The 21,155-nt window shown below is 68.0% G+C and carries 19 protein-coding genes; 7 read left to right on the top strand and 12 right to left on the bottom strand.

The genetic code is table 11. From position 1 onward, the window contains the following. Positions 1–83: 83 nt before the first annotated feature. Positions 84–1,301, top strand: coding sequence for a helix-turn-helix transcriptional regulator (locus tag FZ983_RS19490; protein ID WP_149225188.1), 1,218 nt, complete (start codon positions 84–86; stop codon positions 1,299–1,301). 265 nt (positions 1,302–1,566) lie between these two features. Here the strand turns inward: FZ983_RS19490 and aqpZ are convergent, their stop codons facing one another. Next, entirely contained in the window at positions 1,567–2,307 is a 741-nt protein-coding gene (gene aqpZ / locus FZ983_RS19485) for an aquaporin Z (RefSeq protein ID WP_149225187.1), read from the bottom strand. 260 nt (positions 2,308–2,567) lie between these two features. Here aqpZ and FZ983_RS19480 point away from each other — a divergent pair, with 260 nt between their 5' ends. Continuing rightward, positions 2,568–3,734, top strand: coding sequence for an FkbM family methyltransferase (locus tag FZ983_RS19480; RefSeq protein ID WP_188092414.1), 1,167 nt, complete (start codon positions 2,568–2,570; stop codon positions 3,732–3,734). Positions 3,735–3,833: 99 nt separating this feature from the next. Here the strand turns inward: FZ983_RS19480 and FZ983_RS19475 are convergent, their stop codons facing one another. After that, a complete protein-coding gene (locus FZ983_RS19475; protein ID WP_149225185.1) occupies positions 3,834–4,745 on the bottom strand; it encodes a recombinase family protein in 912 nt (303 codons plus the stop codon). A 302-nt stretch (positions 4,746–5,047) separates the two neighbouring features. On the opposite strand from FZ983_RS19475, the gene FZ983_RS19470 reads away from it, so the two are divergent. Further along, positions 5,048–5,500 carry a hypothetical protein gene (locus FZ983_RS19470; protein WP_149225184.1) on the top strand — a complete coding sequence of 151 codons (453 nt, stop codon included), beginning with the start codon at positions 5,048–5,050 and terminating at the stop codon, positions 5,498–5,500. A gap of 127 nt (positions 5,501–5,627) precedes the next feature. Here FZ983_RS19470 and FZ983_RS19465 read toward each other — a convergent pair whose 3' ends face one another. Continuing rightward, positions 5,628–6,899: a tyrosine-type recombinase/integrase gene (locus tag FZ983_RS19465; protein WP_149225183.1), complete on the bottom strand. Its 1,272-nt coding sequence runs from the start codon at positions 6,897–6,899 to the stop codon at positions 5,628–5,630. 237 nt (positions 6,900–7,136) lie between these two features. On the opposite strand from FZ983_RS19465, the gene FZ983_RS19460 reads away from it, so the two are divergent. From FZ983_RS19460 to FZ983_RS34775, 3 genes are all read left to right on the top strand, one after another. Continuing rightward, a complete protein-coding gene (locus tag FZ983_RS19460) occupies positions 7,137–8,903 on the top strand; it encodes a Mu transposase C-terminal domain-containing protein (protein ID WP_149225182.1) in 1,767 nt (588 codons plus the stop codon). After that, entirely contained in the window at positions 8,897–9,796 is a 900-nt protein-coding gene (locus FZ983_RS19455; RefSeq protein WP_149225181.1) for a TniB family NTP-binding protein, read from the top strand. Before FZ983_RS19460 ends, FZ983_RS19455 begins: the two co-directional genes overlap by 7 nt. 720 nt (positions 9,797–10,516) lie before the next feature. Further along, a complete protein-coding gene (locus FZ983_RS34775) occupies positions 10,517–11,500 on the top strand; it encodes a hypothetical protein (protein ID WP_247883843.1) in 984 nt (327 codons plus the stop codon). Here the strand turns inward: FZ983_RS34775 and FZ983_RS19445 are convergent. The 8 genes from FZ983_RS19445 to FZ983_RS19410 all read right to left on the bottom strand — a co-directional run bounded on the left by FZ983_RS19445 (position 11,497) and on the right by FZ983_RS19410 (position 18,303). Further along, complete coding sequence (locus FZ983_RS19445) at positions 11,497–11,724, bottom strand: hypothetical protein (protein ID WP_149225179.1); 228 nt, start codon at positions 11,722–11,724, stop codon at positions 11,497–11,499. The two genes, FZ983_RS34775 and FZ983_RS19445, sit on opposite strands and share 4 nt — an antisense overlap. A gap of 138 nt (positions 11,725–11,862) precedes the next feature. Then, a complete protein-coding gene (locus tag FZ983_RS19440) occupies positions 11,863–12,723 on the bottom strand; it encodes a hypothetical protein (RefSeq protein ID WP_149225178.1) in 861 nt (286 codons plus the stop codon). 97 nt (positions 12,724–12,820) lie between these two features. Further along, entirely contained in the window at positions 12,821–13,588 is a 768-nt protein-coding gene (locus FZ983_RS19435) for a YkgJ family cysteine cluster protein (protein ID WP_149225177.1), read from the bottom strand. Between the two features lie 16 nt (positions 13,589–13,604). Beyond that, positions 13,605–14,078: a YchJ family protein gene (locus tag FZ983_RS19430; RefSeq protein WP_149225176.1), complete on the bottom strand. Its 474-nt coding sequence runs from the start codon at positions 14,076–14,078 to the stop codon at positions 13,605–13,607. Between the two features lie 120 nt (positions 14,079–14,198). Then, on the bottom strand, positions 14,199–14,828 hold the full coding sequence (locus FZ983_RS19425) for an SCO family protein (protein ID WP_149225175.1): 630 nt from the start codon (positions 14,826–14,828) through the stop codon (positions 14,199–14,201). Between the two features lie 7 nt (positions 14,829–14,835). Next, positions 14,836–15,294, bottom strand: coding sequence for a copper chaperone PCu(A)C (locus FZ983_RS19420; RefSeq protein WP_188092413.1), 459 nt, complete (start codon positions 15,292–15,294; stop codon positions 14,836–14,838). Positions 15,295–15,332: 38 nt separating this feature from the next. Continuing rightward, positions 15,333–17,537 (bottom strand): heavy metal translocating P-type ATPase, encoded by a 2,205-nt coding sequence (locus tag FZ983_RS19415; RefSeq protein ID WP_211102955.1) that lies wholly within the window; start codon positions 17,535–17,537, stop codon positions 15,333–15,335. A 121-nt stretch (positions 17,538–17,658) separates the two neighbouring features. After that, the gene (locus tag FZ983_RS19410; protein ID WP_149225173.1) at positions 17,659–18,303 is read right to left on the bottom strand and encodes a DsbA family protein; all 645 of its coding nucleotides are present in this window, start codon (positions 18,301–18,303) and stop codon (positions 17,659–17,661) included. Between the two features lie 729 nt (positions 18,304–19,032). Between FZ983_RS19410 and lnt the strand changes: the two genes are divergently transcribed. After that, complete coding sequence (gene lnt, locus FZ983_RS19405; protein WP_211102954.1) at positions 19,033–20,622, top strand: apolipoprotein N-acyltransferase; 1,590 nt, start codon at positions 19,033–19,035, stop codon at positions 20,620–20,622. Here lnt and FZ983_RS19400 read toward each other — a convergent pair. Continuing rightward, positions 20,590–21,099 carry a zf-TFIIB domain-containing protein gene (locus FZ983_RS19400; RefSeq protein WP_282187008.1) on the bottom strand — a complete coding sequence of 170 codons (510 nt, stop codon included), beginning with the start codon at positions 21,097–21,099 and terminating at the stop codon, positions 20,590–20,592. The two genes, lnt and FZ983_RS19400, sit on opposite strands and share 33 nt — an antisense overlap. Positions 21,100–21,155: the final 56 nt, after the last annotated feature.

The following is a 21,155-nucleotide window of genomic DNA, read 5'->3' as shown; positions in this document are numbered from 1 at the left end:
GTCCGATGGATATACGCAACTGATCGGTCTTGAGGGCCGGAGGTTGCAAACGGGAGATTGTCCCGAGGCGGAGGAGTTCTCCCATGGGGCAATCGGCTGACCGACTGATCGAGGACATCTACGACACGGTGACTTTCCCGGAGCGCTGGGGAGGAGTCCTGGAGCGGATCTGCGCGTCGGCCGGCGCCACGCACGGCTTCCTGTTCACGGCGGCGCTCAACCAGGATGCCCGGACCATGGCGCTTTGGGCGCGCCACAACATCTCCGATGCGCTGCTTGGCGATTATGCGACCCATTTCCGCCATCGCGACCTCTGGGCCAACGCGGCGGCGGCGCAGGGCCTGCTGGACCGCTGCGTGGTTCGCCGCGGCGAGGAACTGGTGCCCGAGGCGGACCTCCACCGCTCGATGATCTTCAACGACATGCTGAAGCGGGAGGGGATGGGGCGGCTGTGCTCCGTCTCGCTGGCCGACGGCGGGGAACTGACGCCGATGCAGCCGGTGCTGAGCCTGTTCCGTCCCGCCGACAGGCCGCCCTTCCCCGAGGAGACGCTCCGGCTCCTGCAGGATTGCGCGCCCCATCTTCAGCGCGCGATGCGGCTGCGCGTTCGGCTGTGGGCCCGCCGGGATGGCCGGGAGGAGACCGCCTGGAGCGCCCGCATGATCGACCGCCTGCCGATGGGGGTCGTCCTGCTCGACGCCGCCGGGCGGACGGTCGCCGTGAACCGGGCCATGCAGGCGATGATCGACGCGCGTGACGGGCTGCGGATCGTGCAGGGCCGCCTGCAGGCCGAACAGGGGGCCGAGGCGCGCCGGCTGGCGCATATGCTGGAGGCGTCGCTGTCGGGCGGCGGAAGAGCGCCCGGCCGGGCCGGAGCGGCGCATTCACTGCCCGGCCTGCAGGGGGCCGACCTCCGGGTGTCGCGCCCCTCCGGCCGGGCGCCCTATCTGCTGACCGTCCTTCCGTTGTCATACGAGGCGGCGGGGCCGTACGGCGGAGGTGGTGGAGGGGATGGGGAGCGGATCCGGACTGCGGTCTACATCGTCGACCCGGCCGCCGTGGCGCCGGGGCTGGAGGCACGGCTGGGCGCCCTGTTCGGCCTGACGCCGGTGGAGGCCCGGCTGGTCGCCGACCTGCTGACCGACCTGACCCCGGCGGAAAGCGGCGACCGCCGCGGCGTCGCGATCAGCACGGTGCGCAGCCAGCTGCGCAGCATCTTCACCAAGACCGGAACCACCCGCCAGAGCGAACTGATGAACCTGGTCAACCGCTGCCTGATGCTGCCGGGAACGGGGCCATGAACGGCGGGCGTGAGAGGCGCCCTATGGCAGCGCCGATACCACCAGGAGACCGAAATAGATGCCGATGAACAGGCCCAGCACGATGCCATAGTCGGCTTCGGTCATCGGGTTGGAATCGGGGTCGAACTGCCGCATGGAGACGCCTTCTGCACCGTTTGTCCTGCCTGAATAGCAGTGGACGGCGTGGCGGTGCTGCGACATCGGCGGGTATCGGGGTAGGTGGCATCCGGGGCCGGTCCTGACGATCCGGCCCCGTCGTCCCGGTTCAGGTGGAGCTTTTCGCCTCGCCGGTGATGGCGGGCTTCGCCGGCATATCCTCGGCAAGCGCGCGGTAGGCCAGTCCGCCCACCAGCCCGCCGGCCAGCGGGGCGATCCAGAACAGCCACAGCTGCTGCAGAGCCCATCCGCCGACCACCAGTGCCGGGCCGGTGCTGCGTGCCGGGTTCACCGACGTGTTGGTGACCGGGATGCTGATCAGGTGGATGAGGGTGAGCGCCATGCCGATGGCCAGCGGCGCGAAGCCGGCCGGTGCCCGCCGGTCGGTGGAACCCAGGATCACCAGCACGAAGAAGAAGGTCAGCACCAGTTCGATCATCAGGGCCGAGATGACGTTGTACTGGCCGGGCGAATGCGCCTCGTACCCGTTGGCGGCGAGCCCGTTGACGGCCAGGCTGTAGTCGGCCTTTCCTGTGGCGATGACATAGAGGACCAGGGCCGCCGCGAAGGCCCCGACCAGCTGGGCCAGCACATAGGGCAGGATGTCCTTGGCCGGAAACCGCCCGCCGGCCCACAGCCCGACCGTCACCGCCGGGTTCAGGTGGCAGCCGGAGATGTGGCCGATGGAATAGGCCATGGTCAGGACGGTGAGGCCGAAGGCGAAGGACACGCCGAGCAGCCCGATCCCGACCTGCGGAAAGGCGGCGGCGAGCACGGCACTGCCGCAGCCGCCGAAGACCAGCCAGAATGTTCCGAGAAATTCAGCGGAGCTGCGTCGGACCATATTCATGTCGACCTCTCACTGCTGTCACGAATGACGAAGTCCGCCAATCGCCGGTAGGTGGACAAGCGTAGATCCGCATCGGCAAGGGGAAGCCCACGCGTTCGGACAGGAGGGATATGGCAGAAGAACAGGAGGGGTGGCAGACGGGGGCGGCAGGGCGTCGCACCTGCCCGATCCGTCCGCAACTTCCGCCCACTGAGGGGGAGGGCGTGCTGCTATGCTCCGCGAAATCCGGCGCGGCAGAGGGCAAGGGCATGGGGAGAGGCATGGGAAATGGTGGTGATGAGGTGCCGGCGCTGCGCCATGCGCTTGGCTGGCGGTTGGACCAGGCGGCGCGGGCGCCCGGCGATTGGCGCATGCTTCAGGCCGAAGACCGCCGGGATTTGGATCCGGGCGAGGTGCCGCTGATCCTTCTCGGTGCCGGGTCGGTGATGGCGCAGCCCCTCGTGCGGCATGCCGTCGGGCATTGGAAGGTCGTCGGGGTCGTGGACAACGCCCGCGCCGGCCTGCCTTTGGGGGACGGGACGATCCTCGGCGATGACGGGCTTCGTGACCTGCTTCGGCGTGAACCCCGGGCCGTCGGCGTCATGTGCTGCAGCTCCGACGAGGCGGTCGCCCATTTCCACGCGCTGTGGCAGCCCAGCGGCCGGCCGTTGCTGTCGCTGTTCGAGGCGATGCGGTCCGCCGGGCTGTGCCCGCCCGGCATGATGGGGACCGCCGGACAGATTGCCGCCCTGGCGGAGTGGGAGGCGGACTGGAACGGCTTCGACGACGATGCCAGCCGCCGCTGCTTCCTGTCGGTGATGCTCTACCGCCTGACCTGGGACGCCCGTTGGCTGGAACCGGTCCGGCTTCCCTATCGGGACATGTATTTCTTCACCGATGCCCTGGCCGTCGGCAGGGATGAGGTGCTGGTGGACGGCGGGGCGTTCGACGGCGACACCGTGGCGGCCTTCGCCGCATGCGCAGGGGGCGCCACGGGGGGCACCCATCGTCACATCCACGCGTTCGAAGCGGACCCCTCGAACCTCCCCCGCCTGCGGGAGTGCGTCGCCGCCCTTCCCCGCGTGACCATTCATCCCATCGGTCTGTGGAGCCATGCGGACACATTGCTCTTCTCCAGCGGCCGCGGACCGGGCGGCCGGCTGGACGAAGGGGGCGACGTGAGCGTTCCGGTCCAGGCGCTGGACGATCTCGGGCTGGGCCCTGTGACTTTCATCAAGCTGGACATCGAGGGGGCCGAGATGCCCGCCTTGCGCGGGGCGGAACGGACCATACGGCACCATCGGCCGAAGCTGGCGATCGCGGTCTATCACGACATCGGGGATTTTGCGGCGATCCCCCGCCTGATCGAGACGATGCGCCCGAACAGCCGCTACCGGCTGCGCCATCACAGCCCGATCCACCACGACACCGTACTTTATGTCGAATAGGGGCTGAACCGCGCCGGCGTCTTCTGAGGCCGTCAGGGTCGAGACCGAGCATGATGACGGTCTTCCCGAAAGCCCACGGCGTCGGCGGCCGACCAACCGTTACGCGGTCTCCGGTTCCCGGACCAGTCCCTGCTCCCTGGCGCGGTCGAGCAGGTTCTTCACCGACGACCGGCTCCAGCGCAGTCCGCCGCGCGGCGTGCGCTGTCCCATGCTTTGCAGCCGGCGGGCGATGCGGTCGAGCGTGATGCCGGGCTCCGAGCGCGCCAGCCCTGCCACCATCAGCACGAGATCGTCGCTGTCGATGCGCTTTGGCGCTGGGTCGAGCACCTCCTGACGGACCAGTCCCGCCGCCGCCAGCCGGCGCACCGCCCGGATCAGGCTGTTGGGCGTCCACGGCTTGCCATCCCAGGGCCTGCGCCTGCCCTGCCCTTTCAGCGCCCGCACCACCTGATCCCAGGCGGTCATCGGCCGCAGTGCCTCCACCGTCGGCAGGAACTCCCGGGCATGGGCGATCACGATCTCGTCCCGCGCCACCTCGCGACCTTGGCGTGCTTTCTCCAGCGCCGCCGGGTCGCGCCGGCGCAGACCGGGATTGCCGGGTTCCTTTCCCCTGGCGACTGCCGCCTTCAGCCCGGCGATCGAGCGTTCGCGGATCAGCGCCCGTTCCAGCTCGGCGGCGGCACCCAGCACCTGAAGGGCGAAGCGCCCTTGCGGGCTGGTGGTGTCGATCGGATCGCCCAGCGATTTGAAGGCGATGCCTCGCTGCCCCAGCCCATCGATCACCTCCAGAAGGTGGAACAGCGAGCGTGCCAGCCGGTCGATGCGCGCCACCACCAGCGTGTCGCCCTTCTTCAGGCTGGCGAGCGCCTTGGCAAGAACCGGCCGGTCGCGGTCGCCACCCGACGCATGCTCTTCGAAGATGACGGTGCAGCCGGCCTGGCGCAGGGCGAGCAGCTGGGAGTCGGTGGACTGGTCTTCGGTGGAGACGCGGGCATAGGCGACGAGGGCCATCGGGGTGTCCTGGAGGTTCCGGGCTGCGAGCCGCCCGCCGAGCCCCTTTGTACAGACTATGGGTATGCCTCATCCACCCGGATGAATATGGACGCAGAAGCCACAGCCGTACCTTCCGCCCTCTCACCACGCTCCGGCTCTTCGGATCACCTCATCGGCAAGGCCCTGCCCACACGCCCGTCGGGGCGCCAGCCCAGGAGCCAAACCAGCACCCATATAGAATTCACCATTGTGAATCTATCTGCAGGATAACTTCATTATGCTTTGCCAAGTCGGCGCCGCTGTGAGGAGTTCGATCGCCCATGCCCATCTCCGCCGACCTCGCCGCCGCACTGGAGCGCACCGCCCTGGCGCTCGGCCGCCTCGATGCCGCCCTCGATCATCATCCGCTGCTTCCAGCCTGGCAGCACGCCATACGCCTGGAGGCGGCCTGCGCCCATGCCGGCTTCGACGGCGCCCATGTCGAACCGCAGCGCCTCGCCGCCCTGGTCGAGGGCTTGCGCCTGCGCCCGCACGCCAGCCCGGCCGCCGTCGAGCGCGGCGCCGACCTCGATGCCCTGCACACCGGCCTCACCCTCTATGGTCTGATGACCGCAGCCGCCGACCTGCGCTCCGAGCGCGACATCGACGACGGCACCGACGCCCTCGACCATCGGCGGCTTGTCGAGGATGCGCTGTCGGCCCTCACCCGGTGTCGCTTTCTCCTGAAAATTTTCACTGAAGATTTTCAGCGTCAAACACTCTTGATCGCATGACCCGAAGCCGTTCGGACGTCTGCCAAGTTCAATGGAATCAACGGGCCGGCAGCCAGGAAAGATTTGAATTGCAACGTTGGTCGGTGCCACAGGGGCATTCACTCTGCCTGCATATTTCAGCCGACCGCTAGTTTCGCTCGTCCTTTCCCCGCCGCACCCGAGCCACCGCCCCCCGCGTCGCCCGCAGGCGCTCGGTGTAGCGCGCCGGCATCACCGGCGACGTCCACCGCCCCGCCTGCATCAGCCCGGGCAGATCGACGCCGGCGGCCAGCAGGTCCTGGGCGGCGCCGACGCGCAAGCTGTGGCCGCTGAAACCGACGGCGAGCGGGTTGGCTTCGCCGGTGCGCCGTTCCACCACGCAGCGCACCGCCGCCGGGCTCATCCGCTCGCCAGTGCCACTGCGCGACAGGTGGCAGAACAGGAATGCGCCTTCCCGGATGCGTGGCCCCTCCCCGTCCTGTTCGGCCGGCCACCGTGGTGCCACCGCGCGCCAGGCGGTGAGCGCCGCCACCGCCTCAGCCGACAGCCAAGCCTCGGCGCCCTGCCCCTCCTGGTCGGTTTTGGAGCGGCGGATCCGAATGGTCGCCTCTCCCGGGCGTGCATCCGGGTTCAGGGCAAGATCGACCGGGTGCAGGTCGGCCCAGCGCAGCGCCACCAGCTCGTCGGCGCGGGCCAGGGTGTCGCGGCCGACCAGCAGCAGCGCCCGGTCGCGCAGGTCGATCGGACGGAGTGGCTTGCGCCGGTCAGGCTGGGCCGGATCGAGGCGGTTGAGGATCGGCGCCAGCACGGCATCGGTCAGTGCCGCCGCCTGCCGCCGCTCGGAGCCCACCGCGCGCGCATGCCCGCGCCGCTCCAGCGTCACGCTCCAGTGCCGGCAGGGGTCGGTGTGCCCGGCGGCGCGGTGGATCAGGCTGATCGACGCGAGGTAGCGCGCCACGGTCGTCGGCTTGCGGGAGCCGCCGATCTCCTGGATGTAGCGCCGCACCGTCGCCGGCTCGGCGGGCAACCAGGACAGCCCTTGCGGCCCGCACCAGCCGGCGAACAACCGAACGTCGGCCTCGGTGGCGCGCAGGGTTGCCTTGGCATAGCCGCGCTGGGCAACTTCCATAAATGTGCGCAGCGCCGCCATGGCGGCATCCGCAAGGTCAGGCTTGGGCACCGGCACGGCCACGGCCGACCCGGCGCACGGATTGGCGAAGCCGCCAGCGGCGTGCCACCAGGCGAGCGAGCTGCGGTAGCGCCGCAGGGTGGCGGCCGATCGGCCATCGGCCGCCGCCGCGGCCAGGAAAGCCTCCACCGTCTCCCGGCTGGCCGGCATCGCTGGACGCTTGGTCTGCCCGCACCAGCTCACGAACAGACGCCCGTCGCCGAGCAGGGCGCGCCGGGTGGACGCCGCCATGGCGCGCGTGGCGAAGGCGGCGCGGAGGCGGTCAACGTCACCGACTGACAGGGCAGGCTCAAACGCGAAGGGAATGGCGGCCTCTGTGGCCGTCGGTGTGGGTCTTCTCAATAAGCTTAACTCGCGAAATGTTGATATCCAAATGCTTAGCCCGGCAGCAATATTGTTAACCGGATACCAATAACGCAAACTGAAGCACGAGCCTGACCTCAATAAGGTTAACCGGAGCGCACGCCAATGTCGACCGACCGCTCCGGAGGGCGACTGCGGTTTCTGGACCAGTCAGATACGGAAGCGGCTCAGCAGCGTGCGCGGCTTGATGCTGTGACCCGGTTGGCGGGACTGACACAGCGAACCCGCCAGGATGTCGAACGGGAAGCTGCGGCACTCGGCATCAGTGCGGTGACCCTGTACAAGCTGCTGGGTCGGTACATGGACAATCCAAAGCCAGAATCCGTCCTGGAATTGCGCCGAGGCTGGACCAAGGGCCGGTCCCGGCTGAACACCCCGACAACGGACATCATCTCAGCGGCTATCGACGACACCTATCTGACGCGCGAGAAGCCGCCGGTCTCCAAGCTGGTACGGGAGATCAACGGTCGTCTGCGACGGGCCGGTCTGAAAGAGGTCATGGCAACGACGGTTCAGCGGCGTGTGAAGAGCTTGCCGGCCGATCTTGTTCTCAAACGGCGTGAGGGGTCCAAAGCGGCCCGTGACGAGTTCGGGCCGCACACCTGCCGGTACGAGGTCGAGCATCCCCTCGACGTGATCCAGATCGATCACACGCTGGCCGATGTCATCGTCCTCGACGACATCCATCGTCAACCTATCGGCCGGCCGTGGCTGACCTTGGCCATCGACCTCCGAACCCGGATGGTCTTCGGCTTCCACGCCTCGCTGCGCCCCCCGTGCGAATGCAGCGTCGCCTACGCCCTCGAACAGGGCATTCGGGCAAAGGCGGCTTGGCTCGCGGCCCGCGGCATCACGACACCCTGGCCGGTTTCCGGGGTGCCGCGCGCCCTGCATCTCGACAACGCGCGGGAGTTCAAGGCTCGCGGCTTTCTCTGGGGATGCCGGCGGCATGGGATCGAAACGGTGCCCCGCCCCGTCAAGGTTCCGCACGTCGGCGGCCACATTGAGCGACTGATTGGCCGCCTGATGGGCGAGGTGCATCTGCTGCCCGGCACCACCTTCTCCGACCCCCGGCAGCGCGGCGAGTATGACGCTGAAGGCCGGGCGCGCATCACCCAGTCGGAGTTCGAGCGGTGGTTGGCGCTGCAGATCGTCGGAATCTACCACGCCAGCGATCATCGCCAGCTCCTGCGCCCTCCTGTGGCCGTATGGAACGAGGCCATCGCCGCCCTCCCGGCCCATCGGCGGCGGGACCCCCCAGCAAGCGACGATCCGTTGCTGCTGGACTTCCTGCCGTTCCGCACCCCGACCGTCGATGGGCAGACCATCCAGCTGTTCAACCTCGTCTACCACGATCCCATCCTGAAGCATTGGCAGGTCCGCCGCGAGAAGCCGATCGTCCGCTATGACAAGCGGGACATGAGCCAGGTCTGGGTGTTCGACGACGCGGCGGACCACTACTGGCCAATAGGCCTGCGGGATCCGGTTCCCGGACGGATATCGTTCTGGGAACACCAGCAGGCCCGACAGGCGCTCCGGGCCCAGGGCTACCGCGAGGTCGACCAGAAGTTGGTCTACGAGACCATCCTGGAGTGTCGGGCGTTGGTCGCCGAGGGGGACCGGCGGACCAAGCAGGCGCGCCGGGGGCTGCAATCCACGCTCGAAGCCTTCCGATCCCTCGACCTGATCGACGTGCCCTCACCGGCCGCCCTCCCGCCCCCCACCCCGCCGATGCTTCTCCTGCCGCCACCCGAGCCAAGCGCAGAAGTCGCCCTTCCCCTCCAGGGGGGCGGGCAGGACGGCTTTGCACCACGGTCTGCTCCACCCCGACCAAGTCCTGCCGATCTCGCCGACGAGGTTGAAGAATGGTGACCCCTACGGATTTGAGCCACCTGGGTCCGGCCCAGCAAGAAATCGCCGGCCGCTCCGACGAGGAACGCATGCGCTACATCCTGTCGGATCGCTGGGTGCCCTACCGGGTCGCCCAGTTGGTGGAGGAGCGGTTCCGCTTCCTCATCGACTTTCCCAAACGCTCCCGCATGCCGTGCCTGCTGGTCAGCGGCGATCCCGGCATGGGCAAGAGCCTGATGGCCGAGAAGTTCATTCGCGATTATCCAGTCTCATTCAATGAAGGAACCGGAGCGACGATCCGACCGGCTCTGCACATCGAGATGCCGGACGAGCCGACCCCGCAGGCGATCCGGGAGGAGTTGCTCGGAGCGCTCGGGGCGCCGGCGGGCAAGTCGGACAACCGCACCGTCGCCCGCCTGGTGGAGAGCGTCGGCTGCCGCCTGCTGTTCATCGACGAGGTCAACAAGATCGGCGACGTCGGCCCCAAGCAGCAGACCCTTTGCCTCACCGCGCTCCGCACGCTGCACAACAGTCTGAAGATCCCGCTCGTGGCGCTCGGCACCCCCGGCGCGGACATCGCCATTCGTCTGGACCCGGCCCTGGCCGAGCGGTTCGAGGTGCTGGGATTGCCGCATTGGGGAAGCAATGAGGATCTGCGCGATCTGCTGCTGCGCGTCTCGGCGGTGCTGCCGCTCCGCCGGCCATCGGAGATGGGCACTCCACGGTTCCGCCGTCTTCTCATCGATGCCACGTCGGGTGTGACGAGCCGCATCTTCCGGCTGCTGGAGACGGTCGCCATCGCCGCGATCCGCACCGGCCAGGAGCGGATTGACGAAGACAGCCTGTCCGACGACAAGCTGCTCTTGCCTCTCGTGTCCATGGTGCGGAACCGCCGTCCCAAAGCCATGGCCTAGACCATGGCGGTGTCTCCCCTGCCGGTGGTGCCGCGCCCGCTGCCCGAGGAATACCTCACCGCATGGTTCGGACGGGTGGCCGGCGTCTACAGCATGACGTCTCTGGAATTGCTCGATCATATCGCCAAGCAAGCGGGAGGGCGGAGTCTCTCCGATGCCCTGTCCCACCATCCCAATCCTGACTCGCTGGCGGTCCTGTCACGATCACTCGGCCTGCCTGCGCAAACCCTGGTCGGGTTGACAGTGCCGCGCCTGCGTCCCTTGTGGGGCAGAACCTTCCGCACCGCCTGTACCGTTGGATCGCCGTTCCTCCATTGTCCCGCGTGCCTGGCCGGCGACGAAGCGGCTGGCCGTCCTCACCATCTGCGGGTCGACTGGACCTGTGCCCTGGCCTTCCATTGCCCAGTGCATGACATCGCGCTCGTGCCGGGGTGTCCCGTGTGCCGGCATCCTGTGCTCGTGTTTTCGGGACCTCCGGCGACGGCCCGCCTCCACTGCACCCTCTGCCGCACCCGGCTGGGAACCCGGTCGGCGGAATCATCAGATCGGCTTGACGACCCGGGCCGCTGGCCCGCAGCTAATCGGCGGCAGGGTCCAGACCCACAAGCGACAAGCGAACCACCGTTCCGGGCGTTCATGAACGCTGCCATACGGTCGTTGGCTTGGATGCCAACGGAGGATGCCTGGTCGAGGACCGGGTGCCCTGCTGCGGTCCGAGCAATGCTGGTCGGCCTCTTGGACGTGCTCGAAATGTCCCCCCGGTTCAACAGCGGGCCGGCGCATCGGACGATGTTGGCCGACAATATCCGTCTGCCTTGGGCGCGGATGGCGATTCCCGCTTGGCTGAATCCCGGCTCTCTCATCGCCGACTTCAGCACGCTTCCAGGCCCGGTGCGCTTCGATCTTCTGGTGACGGTCTATGCGATGCTCAGCGGAGCCGAACGGCTGATTTCGTTTCGGCAATGGTCTCCTCACTGGGAGGATTGGCGCGTCTATTGCCTGGGCGACCCCATCGCCCAACTGTTGTGTGCCGCAGACCCCGAGGCGCATATCGCGGTTCTTGAACGGTCGAAAAGCTGGGCACCACCCCTCGCTCAAAGATTCGCAGCAGCCTACGCTTCCATGCAAGGCGCAGAAGATGAGCGTCGACGGGCGGAAGAGCGGCACCGGGACCGAGGGGCTCTCATTCCTATTACGGAAGCATCACTGCCTGATCGCTATTTCTTCCTTCGCGATGCCAAAGGGCTCAGCGATTACGACATGTTTACGGTGGACGACCTGCTGGTGCTGGATTATCCGCCCAAAACGTACAAAAGCAGAACCAACACCGACGCGGAGCTGACAAGCGCCGTTACGGCAAAACCTCCAGCACATAAGCGACCGGAACACGACACGCCGCAGCGATCACCGCCGGTTCCCGCTGCGGTTCCGCCGCCAGTTACGCTTCCGGACATCAAGCCCGCGGCCCCAATACCGGAACCGGTCCCTATCACGCTGTCACCTGACCTGTTCCTGGCGGCCGCCCATGCCGCCATTGCCATGAAAGGCCCATCCCGGGCCGAGTGGGCAGATTCCAAGTCCCGACGGCAAGCATGGTTCCGGATGATGAAGGAGGCGGCTTCCCAGCTGAAAAGGCTAAAAAAGGAGCGGTACCCTGCCCCAGCACCCAACTCGCAGGCGCCGGGTGACGATCTCGGCACTTAGGACCCATAGGTCAACCTGCCAGTACCTTGATGATCTGGAGAAAAGCCAACTGCCGGCACTCGGTCCACGCCCAGCACCCGGGAAGCGCGGTATCCCCAAAAACACTCCGGTGCTGTCGCCGCCGGCAGCCAGACATGAGCCGCCTCGCCGATCTGGGTAGGCAGGATGTCAACGATGACGCCGAGCAGGCCGCCGCGCTTGATGGCTCCGACGATCAGATCCACCTGCGCCGGCCGGTCGCCGTCGGGGACGCTGTCCGCTTGGAAATGCGACGATGTCTGCGGTGAGAGGGCTTGCCGTAGCGTCGCCGTTCTGCCACTTGCGGCGCGATCGAAGTGCCGATGATAACCGGGCTGCTCCTCTCACCAGTTGAAGTCGGGCCCGCTTACATCGAAGGTGAAGCGGCTCGCGAACACGGCGTCGTAGGATCGCTGCAGGTAGCAGAGGCCCGCCAGGATTCGTCTGAAGACGATCCTGTTCTCCTCCAGATACAGAGGGATGGCGTTCCGTGACCAGTCGTCGGGACGGAATGCGCCGGTTCTGTAGAAATCCGCGAAGTCCTCAAGATCGCTTTCCGTCCAATCGAAGCCGTTCGAGCAGAGGACCAGCCGCACCGGCCCATCGTCCTCCGGCTGCAGCAGCGCAGCCCTCTGTTCGACATCGGCGGTCCTGCTAAGAAACCCCCAACGGGCCTTGACGGCTTGCCCGGCAATGACCGCACCCGCGAGTTCCCGTTGGACGATCAGCCTGGCGTTCCCCGGAAAGTCGGCCGCCAGCCGCTCGAAGCGTTGCCAGGAGGCATCGCCGTCGTCCCAGCTTGGCCGGATGCTCTTCACCTCGAACCACGCCCGTCTCCCGTCATTGGACCGGACAAGGAAATCGATCCGTTTCTTGGTCCCCGCCAACGGCGGCTCATAGTGCAGGGTGGCGCGAGCCTCCATCCGATCCAGGAGCGACGCCGCGGTGGCCATCTCGTTCACGTCCTCGATGAGCGCGCGGATGTAGTCCCGGTTTTCGGGCGCCGTTCCCAACAGCGCCGCTAGGCGCCGGACCTTCCCAATAAGCGCGTCGGCGTTCACAAAGCGCTGGTCATCCACGAGGCGCGGAACGAGCTGCGCCTCAATCCGATCGATCCATTCCATCCGGCTCGCTGGCCAATCGATCACGATCGTCGCTGGGTCGAGGCCGACGCCGTCGGAGTGGTCACGGTCATCATCTGCCATGACTTCCCCTCCTGGATGTTTTATCGAGCGAACTCAACGCTCACCTTCCAATGTGAGGGAAGAATATGGCATGGGCGTTGGTCGCCCTGTTGAGCGTTCAGCCAAGCTTGCGCCGCGCCAAACTCTCCATCTCCTTGGCCCATCCGCTGTAGTTGCGATGATAGTCGCGCAACGCTGGATCGCCCTTCGTCCGCTCCGCCATCGCCTGGAACAGCGGGGCCTGGGCGGCGGCAATCTCCGCGGCGTCCGGCCGGCGGGTGGCAGTGAGGAAAGAGGACAGGCTGGTGACCAGATTGCCGCCGGTCGGCTTGGCCGCCAGCTTCGCCAACTCGTCGACGATCCACGGCATGTATTTCAGCATGTAATCGGCATAGCGCTGGATCGCCGGCGTCTGGTCGATCAGGTTGTCCCGCTCGCGGTCGAAATCGGCACGGTCGAGGATCGCATGATCGCTGTAGACGACCGGCGCCGCCACCGAGGTGTCGCATTGCCAGCCCTTGCGCGGGATCAGCAGGTCGGCCTGATCCTTCTCCTCGCGGTAGGGGTAGAAGGGCATGGTGCGGCAGCGCGACGGCTTGGTCTCATGGATGCCGCACAGCCCGTCATCTCTCAGCTCCGGACAGGGATAGGCGGTCGGCAGATACGCGGTCGGCACGATCAGCACCGCCACCGTCTTCCGGTTGGGTAGGCGTACCGTGGCACCCAGCCGGGTCGCCAGCTCGTAGGAACGGGCATTGGAGCGCACCGGCGTCCACACCATGGCCAGCGGGAAGCGGCCGGCATGGGCGACGGCGTCCGTCAGCGTCAGCGGCAGCCAGCCGTGACAGCACTTGCCGCAGGCGGTGCAGGAGAAGCGCGGTTCCATGGCGGCGTCCGTCCGCTCACTTGCCGCAGCAGGCTTTGTATTTCTTGCCCGACCCGCAGGGGCAGGGCTCGTTGCGCCCGACCTTAACCACGCGGCGCGGCTCGCCCTTCGGGTTGACCTCGCCGCTGACATAGAACCAGTGTCCGTCCTCCCGGCGGAAGCTGGCGCGTTCGTGGTGGCGCATGTCGTTGCCGTCCCGGCGGAAATGGATCAGGAACTCGACCATCCCATTGTCGCCTTCCTCGCTGGCACGCAGGATGTCGAGCCGCTGCCATTCCGACTCATCGGCGACCCGCTCGGCCTCGCCGCGGTTGAAGTCCTCCCGGATTTCCGGAGCGTGGGTGCGTTCGACATGGTCGAGGTCGTGGCGGACGAAGGCGGTATAACGGGAGCGCATCAGCGCCTCGGCGGTCGCTGCCGGTTCCCCGGCCAGAATGGGTCCACAGCACTCTTCGAATGAACGGTTCGAGCCGCAGGGGCAGGAGGTCATGGGAAATCCTTCGGATTTGAAGTCGTTTCGATCTGGTACGGGACGACGTCCGGGATGGCAACGCGCACGTCCATCCCAGCCATCCGGCGGCGCCTTTCCGATGGAAAAGCCGCTGCATCACTATCCTGGCGCGCCCGGACCGGCCAGAAGGCGCTCGACCTTCCGGACCGCCGCCTCTGCCTCTTCATGGATGTCCAGCGTCGAGCGCAGGCGCCCAGACGAGTCGAGCAGCAGGATCGTCGCGCTGTGGTCCATGGTGTAGCCGCCGCCGTCCTGCGGCACCTTCCGGGAAAAGATGCCGAGGCTCTTCAGGGCCGCCGCCATCTGATCGGGCGCGCCGGTGACGCCATGGATGCGGGGGTCGAACAGGTCGGTGTAGTCGGCCATGACGGCGGGGGTGTCCCGTTCCGGATCGACGGTCAGGAACAGAGGCCGGATCGCCTCTCCCCGCGGCCCAAGCGACCGGAGCAGGTTCGCCACGTAGGACAGGGAGGTCGGGCAGACATCGGGACATTGGGTGAAACCGAACACCATCACCGTTGGCCGTCCCGGCAGATCGGCGGGCGTGAAGGGTTGATTCCGCTCGTCCAGCAGCTGCCATCGGCTGCCCTCAGCCAGCGGGCGGCCGGGGTCCGGCCGTGTGGCAGGGACCGGACCGCCGGGCGAAGCCCGCCAGAGCAGCACAGAGCCCGCGACGAGCGCCACGCCCACCGCCGACCACAGAATGAGACGAAGGTGGCGCAGCGTCATCCGGCGGTCACTCCGGCCCCATGGCGCCGGCCCGGCCGACCGTCACCGGCACCGCGAGCGTTCCCGCCCGTTCGAAGGTCACGGTCAGCGGAAAGGACTGGCCCGGCTTCAGCCCGCCCTTCAAATCCATCAGCATGATGTGCGTACCACCCGGCTTCATCTCCAGGGCACCGCCGGCGGGGATGCTCAGCGGACCGGTTTCGGCCATGCGCAGCACGTCGCCATCCTGCTTGGTTTCATGAGGCGTGGCGTGCCCGGCGACCGGAGCCTCCAGAGCGACGATACGGTCGGGCTGGGCACCGCCGTTGCGGATCGTCAGATAGACCGCCCCGGTCTGGGCCGAGGGAATGGTCGCGCGCGCCCAGGCCTGCTCGATCGACAGGTCTCCGGCACGGACGGTTTCGGCGGTGGCCGGCAGGGCACAGGCGGCGAGGAGGACGGCGCCTGCCGTCAGAATCGATTTCACGGTCAATGCTCCTTGGGGATGAAATGGACTGTCTGGCGTCACGCCGCCTGGCCGGCGGCCGGGAGAGGCCCGATCTTCGGCCGGCGCAGCAGCCGGAGAGCGTTCAGGGTGACGATGACCGTCGCCCCGGTGTCGGCGAGAATGGCCAGCCAGAGGTCGGTCACGCCGATCAGGGTGGTCACGAGGAAGATCGCCTTGAGGCCAAGGGCGAAGGCGACATTCTGGCGGATGTTGGTAACCGTGGCCCGCGACAGCGCGACGAGTTCGGCCATGCCGGCCACCCGGTTGCCCAGCAGCGCCGCGTCGGCCGTCTCCAGCGCAACGTCGGTGCCGCCACCCATGGCAATGCCGATATCGGCGGCGGCGAGCGCCGGCCCATCGTTGATTCCATCCCCCACCATTGCGGTCGGCGCCGCCGCCTTCAGGGCGGCGATCTCCCGCAGCTTGTCTTCGGGCAGCAGGTCGGCCTTCACCGCGATGCCGAGGCTGCGGCCGATGGCCTGCCCGGTGCGGGCGTTGTCGCCGGTGAGCATCACGCTCTCCACCCCGAGGCGCCGAAGCGCCGCGATGCCGGCGGCGGCATCGGCTCTGGGCTCGTCACGCAGCGCGATCAGCCCGACCGGCCGGTCGCCGGCAATGACCACCACCACCGTCTTGCCCGCATCCTCCAGTGCTGCGATGCGCTCGACCGGCAGGCTGTCCACCCCGCAGCGCTCGGTGGCGTGGCGGGGTGAGCCGACCTCGACCGGTGTTCCGCCGACCACGGCCCGTGCCGCCTTGCCCGGGATGGCCTTCTGGTCGCGGGACGGGCGCAACGGCACGCCGTCGGCGGCGGCGCGCTCCAGGATGGCGCGGGCGAGCGGGTGGCTGGAGCCGTTCTCCACCGCCGCGGCGAGGCCAAGCACCGAGCGCTCGGTGCCGGACAGGGCGACGAGGTCGGTCACCTGCGGCCGCCCCCAGGTGAGCGTCCCTGTCTTGTCGAAGGCGATGGTGCGGGCGCGGCCGATCGCCTCAAGGGCTGCTCCGCCCTTGATCAGCAGTCCCTGGCGCGCCCCGGCCGCAATGCCCGAGGTGATCGCGGCGGGCGTCGAGAGCACCAGGGCGCACGGGCAGCCGACCAGAAGCAGGGCCAGTCCGCGATAGATCCAGACGTGCCATTCCGCCCCGGCTGCGAGCGGCGGCACCAGGATGGCGAGGATCGCCGCGAGGATGACGAAGGGGGTGTAGCGCGCGCTGAACCGCTCGATGAAGCGGGCGGTCGGTGCCTTGCTGGACTGCGCCTCCTCGACGAGGTGAATGATGCGGGCGATGGTGTTGTCGGCGGCGGCGCGCGTCACCCGCACCCGCAAGGCGCCGGTGGTGTTGATGCCGCCGGCGAAGACCGGGGATCCGGCCCGCTTGGGCACGGGAACCGATTCACCAGTTACCGCCGACTCGTCCGCGTCCGATTCGCCCTCGGCGACCTCGCCATCGGCCGGAACGCGGTCGCCGGGACGGACGAGGACCAACTGCCCGACCTCGAGCCGTTCCGCCGGGATCTCGCGCGCCACCTCGCCGTCGAGCAGGAGCGCGGTTCGGGGGATCAGCGCGGTCAGCGCCTTGATGCCCGAGCGCGCCCGTCCGGCAGCGATGCCCTCCAGCAATTCGCCGACGGAAAACAGCAGCACGACGATGGCAGCTTCGGCGGTCTCGTCGATGGCGAGCGCGCCGGCCGTGGCGACCGACATCAGCATTTCGATGCTAAAGGGCGAGCCCAGCCGGGCGAGCGTGACGGCTCGCCGGCCGAACACCGCCAGCCCGACCAGCGCCGCCGGAACCAGGGCGTAATCCTCAACGGCGGGGATCAGCCAGAGCCCGGCATAGCCGGTGGCGACGAGCAGGGCGATGCCACCGGTCAGCCGTGCCTTCGGCATGCTCCACCAGGACGGCTCCGCCGCCGGACCGGCAGCGGTCTCGACCGCCCCGTCGCCGGACACCACGCGGACTTCCCCCATGGCGTCGATGCCGAACCCCAGGCTGCGGACCGTAGTCTCCAGCGCGGCCTTCGGCGTGGCCGCTTCGTCCAGTTTCAGCTTGAGCAGGCCGGAGTGGTAGGAGACGGAGATGTCGCTGACACCGGACAACCGCCGCAGGGCGGTTTCGATCTTAGTGACGCAACTTGGACAGTCCATGCCATCCACCCGGTAGCGCAGACTCTGCCTGCCGGAGCTGTTCACCGCATCCATGGCCGTGCCGTCCTGCATCATCCACTCCACCCTTGCCGATCCGGTTCTGGCACGCCGCCGTCGTCGACCATGCATCCTCCAGCCACTGGAGGATCAAGGCAGAATTGCCGGAAGCTCCGGAATTTTCCTGCTCCGACCGTCAGGGTGCCGGCAGCAGGGGCGTCACGGCCTTCTTGAAGTCCTCGAACGGCAGAACCCCTTTGTAGGTCTTGCCGCCGATCACGAAGGACGGCGTGGAATTTACGCCGTGGAGCCGTTCGCCGTCCAAGCGGGATTGCAGGATCGCATCCTGAAGTGCCTGGTCGTTGCGGCAGGCGTCATAAGCGGTGCGGGACAGGCCGGCGAGCGCGCCGAGACGGGCGAGGACCTCCACCGGATCCTTGGCGTGCGACCAGTCGTCCTGCTTGGCGAACAGCACCGAGAGCAGCGGGAAATAACGCTCCGGTGTCACGCAGCGGGCCAGGGTCGCGGCCTCCACACCGCTCCGGTCGAGTGGAAAATCGCGATAGACGATGCGGATTTTGCCGGTATCGACCAGTTCCTGCTTCACCTGCGGCAACACCGTGTTGTGGAAGGTGGCGCAGTGATGGCAGGTGAGCGAGGCATACTCGATCACCTCGACCGGAGCCTGGGGATCGCCCAGCACGCGCGGCATGGTGGCCGTGGCCGGAACGGCAGCGGTGACGGCGGTGGGCGTCTGCGCCGGAACGGCGCCGGCCACCAGCCAGGCGGCGAGCGGCGCGGCGAACAGAACGGCGGCACGAAGGGTGCGGCTTGCGAACATGACGATGGAACATCCGATGGCGTGGGGAGGCGACGGGACGCAGCCTGTGCGGCGCCCGAAGCCTTCCGGATTGCAAGGCGAGGCCGGTTGGCGGGCTTTCAAGGAAAGCCGTTCCATAGGGCAGCGGACCGGCGGACGGACTTGCCCGCCGGGATGCGCTCAGACAGCCATGGATGCGATTGGAGGTCGCTGGTCGGGAGCCAAATTCCGTCCCGCTGCGAGGATTGGCGAAACAGGACGGTACCGCTCAGCCACCCGGGCGGGGAATGCCACCCCAGCCGGTGAAACCGGGAGGACGACACAGCCGCCACCATGCAGGCAGGTCACAGCTGGGAGATTTTCCGCGTCGGCCTCGCCCCCGCTGCCGGAATCGCAGCCATCCGGCAGGCAGGCCGTCCAGGGCAGCGCGACCGTTCCTGCGCTTCTCTCCGGCCACCCTTGGCCCGCAACGGCCTGCACCGCACCGAGCACGAAGCTCAGCAGCAGCAGGACGGGCATGAGGCGGCGCAGGCGGATCATGCCGGGATGGTAGCGCGTCCGGAGATGCATCAACAACCGCAAAGGACACCGGCGGGCCGCCCGCCCCCCGGCGGAGCGGCGCACGAAGATAGCTCTTGCTTCTCCAGCGGCTGGAGCATGCACGGTCGGGAGCTTTAGCAGAGGCGGAGAGCGGAAGATCATGGCGGCGGAGGCAATCCTGCACTTCAGGGGCACGCAGGGGACCTCTCGATGAGGCGATGGAAGGCGGCCCTGGCGCGCCTTGCCCGGCACCCCGCGGTCGCGGTGCCGGCCGGCGGTATGCTGGGCGCGCTGACCGTCCTGGCTCTGCCGCCCTTCTCGCTCCCTCCCTTTCTCGTGCTGGGACTCGGCGGTCACTTCCTGCTGCTCCAGGGCGCCTCCCCGCGTCTGGCCGGATTGATCGGCTGGAGCTTCGGCCTGGGCTTCTTCGTCGCCGGAACGCATTGGATCGCCGAGAGCTTCTACGTCGAGGCCGACCGCTTTGGCTGGATGGCCGTTCCCGCGGTCGGAGGACTGAGCGCGTTCCTCGCCCTGTTCCTCGCCGCCCCGGCCTGGGCCTTTGCCCGGCTGCGCATCGGCGGCATGGCGGGCGCCCTGGTCTTTGCTCTGCTCTGGATGGCCTCGGAGTGGGTACGCGGTCACGCGCTGACCGGCTTTCCCTGGAACCTGATCGGCTATGCCTGGGTCGATCATCCCGGCGCCCGGCAGATCGCCGCCCTGGTCGGCAGCTATGGCCTGGGTCTGCTGACGGTTCTTGCCGCGGTTCTGCTGCCCCTGTCGCTGCTGGCATGGTCACGACGGGAGCGCCGCCGGGCGCGCATGGGGGCGATCCTTGCGCTGCTGCTGTTGGGCGGAGGTTCCCTGCGCCTGCCGGCGACCGATGGCGGCGAGGGGTCAGGGCCCGTGTTGCGGATCGTCCAGGGGAATGTCCCGCAGGCCCGCAAATGGCGGCCCGAGGAGCGGGCCGCGACGGTCGAGCGGTATCTCGACCTGTCATTCCGCCCGGGACGCTACGATCTTCTCCTCTGGCCGGAAACTGCCTATCCGGGCTTCCTGGACGAAGCCCGCGACGTCCTGGCCCGCATCGCCTCCCGGCTGCCGCCCGACGCGCAACTTCTGGCCGGAACGCCGCGCCGCACGCTGGAGGCGGCTGGACCGGCATTCTGGAATGCGGTTGTCGGGGTGGACGGGGCCGGCGCCATCGTCGCGGCCTACGCCAAGCATCATCTGGTCCCGTTCGGCGAATATGTTCCTTTGCGGCACATCCTGCCCTTCGACCGCTTCACCGCCGGTTTCGGTGAATTCTCCGCCGGACCGGGTCCGCGGACCCTGACGGTCGGCAAAACAGCGGTGGGGATCGCGATCTGCTACGAAGCCATTTTCCCAGGTGAGGTGGTCGAGCGCGACCGGCGGCCGGACTGGATCTTCAACCCCACCAACGACGCCTGGTTCGGGATGTCGATCGGTCCGCACCAGCATCTCGCCTCGGCCCGCATGCGGGCGGTCGAGGAAGGGGTGCCGATGGTGCGCGCCGCGAACACCGGCATATCGGCGATCATCGACGGCTACGGCACCGTTCGCGCCAGCCTGCCGCTGGGCGAGACCGGCGTCATCGACGCGCCGCTGCCGCCGGCACTGCCGCCGACCCTCTACGGCCGTTATGGCGACCTCCTTCTGGTGCCGCTCGCTGGAGCCATCTTGGTCCTGGCTGTTCTGCTCGGCGGTGGGAAACACGTGTCGAACAGGACAGCAGGGTCTCGGGCTGGCTCATACCGGCCCGGCACCCGTTCGGACCGGTAAATCGAAAAGCCGGCCGAAGACTGATCCATGACGGCCGCCATGCGTTCGCTGGGAGCCATCATCGCAACCTTCGCCAGCCCCATGCCCGCCATGCCCATCCCGATGTCCGGCCTGGTGATCCGCAGGGCCGGACACGGGACGGAAGGACTCGTCGCCGTGAGGCCGCGCCGGGCATGCGGGCGCGGACGGCACGGCTCCCCACGGGCTGCCCGGACCCTGGGGAAGGAAGCGGCCGGCAGCCTGCGGAGCTCCAGCCGGTTCGGGATCAAGGGCGCCGCCCGCCGAGGGGGATGGCGACTGCATCGCATAGCGGGCGCTGCGCTCGATGATCGTGTCGAGTTCTCCACGGTCGAGCCACACGCCGCGGCATTTTGGGCAATAGTCGATCTCGACACCCTGCCGTTCCGACATGACGAGCGTGATCCGGCAGTTGGGGCAGGACAGCCCGTCCCCCGTCGTCGCAACCTGGTTCCCCAATCGGCACTCCTGCTGTCAAAGGAAGACGCGAAGCGAGCGTTCATCGGGTTGAAGGC

The sequence above is a fragment of the Azospirillum sp. B21 genome (assembly GCF_008364825.1).
In the GTDB taxonomy this organism is placed as follows: Bacteria; Pseudomonadota; Alphaproteobacteria; order Azospirillales; family Azospirillaceae; genus Azospirillum.
Note: the sequence above shows the minus strand (reverse complement) of the source record. Positions and strands in the feature narration are given on the sequence as shown.

Coding starts and splice junctions, on each gene's coding strand:
- FZ983_RS19490 (WP_149225188.1), top strand. CDS start 84: ATGGGGCAATCGGCTGACCGACTGATCGAGGACATCTACGACACGGTG.
- aqpZ (WP_149225187.1), bottom strand. CDS start 2,307: ATGAATATGGTCCGACGCAGCTCCGCTGAATTTCTCGGAACATTCTGG.
- FZ983_RS19480 (WP_188092414.1), top strand. CDS start 2,568: ATGGGAAATGGTGGTGATGAGGTGCCGGCGCTGCGCCATGCGCTTGGC.
- FZ983_RS19475 (WP_149225185.1), bottom strand. CDS start 4,745: ATGGCCCTCGTCGCCTATGCCCGCGTCTCCACCGAAGACCAGTCCACC.
- FZ983_RS19470 (WP_149225184.1), top strand. CDS start 5,048: ATGCCCATCTCCGCCGACCTCGCCGCCGCACTGGAGCGCACCGCCCTG.
- FZ983_RS19465 (WP_149225183.1), bottom strand. CDS start 6,899: ATGGCGGCGTCCACCCGGCGCGCCCTGCTCGGCGACGGGCGTCTGTTC.
- FZ983_RS19460 (WP_149225182.1), top strand. CDS start 7,137: ATGTCGACCGACCGCTCCGGAGGGCGACTGCGGTTTCTGGACCAGTCA.
- FZ983_RS19455 (WP_149225181.1), top strand. CDS start 8,897: ATGGTGACCCCTACGGATTTGAGCCACCTGGGTCCGGCCCAGCAAGAA.
- FZ983_RS34775 (WP_247883843.1), top strand. CDS start 10,517: ATGCTGGTCGGCCTCTTGGACGTGCTCGAAATGTCCCCCCGGTTCAAC.
- FZ983_RS19440 (WP_149225178.1), bottom strand. CDS start 12,723: ATGGCAGATGATGACCGTGACCACTCCGACGGCGTCGGCCTCGACCCA.
- FZ983_RS19435 (WP_149225177.1), bottom strand. CDS start 13,588: ATGGAACCGCGCTTCTCCTGCACCGCCTGCGGCAAGTGCTGTCACGGC.
- FZ983_RS19430 (WP_149225176.1), bottom strand. CDS start 14,078: ATGACCTCCTGCCCCTGCGGCTCGAACCGTTCATTCGAAGAGTGCTGT.
- FZ983_RS19425 (WP_149225175.1), bottom strand. CDS start 14,828: ATGACGCTGCGCCACCTTCGTCTCATTCTGTGGTCGGCGGTGGGCGTG.
- FZ983_RS19415 (WP_211102955.1), bottom strand. CDS start 17,537: ATGCAGGACGGCACGGCCATGGATGCGGTGAACAGCTCCGGCAGGCAG.
- FZ983_RS19410 (WP_149225173.1), bottom strand. CDS start 18,303: ATGTTCGCAAGCCGCACCCTTCGTGCCGCCGTTCTGTTCGCCGCGCCG.
- lnt (WP_211102954.1), top strand. CDS start 19,033: ATGAGGCGATGGAAGGCGGCCCTGGCGCGCCTTGCCCGGCACCCCGCG.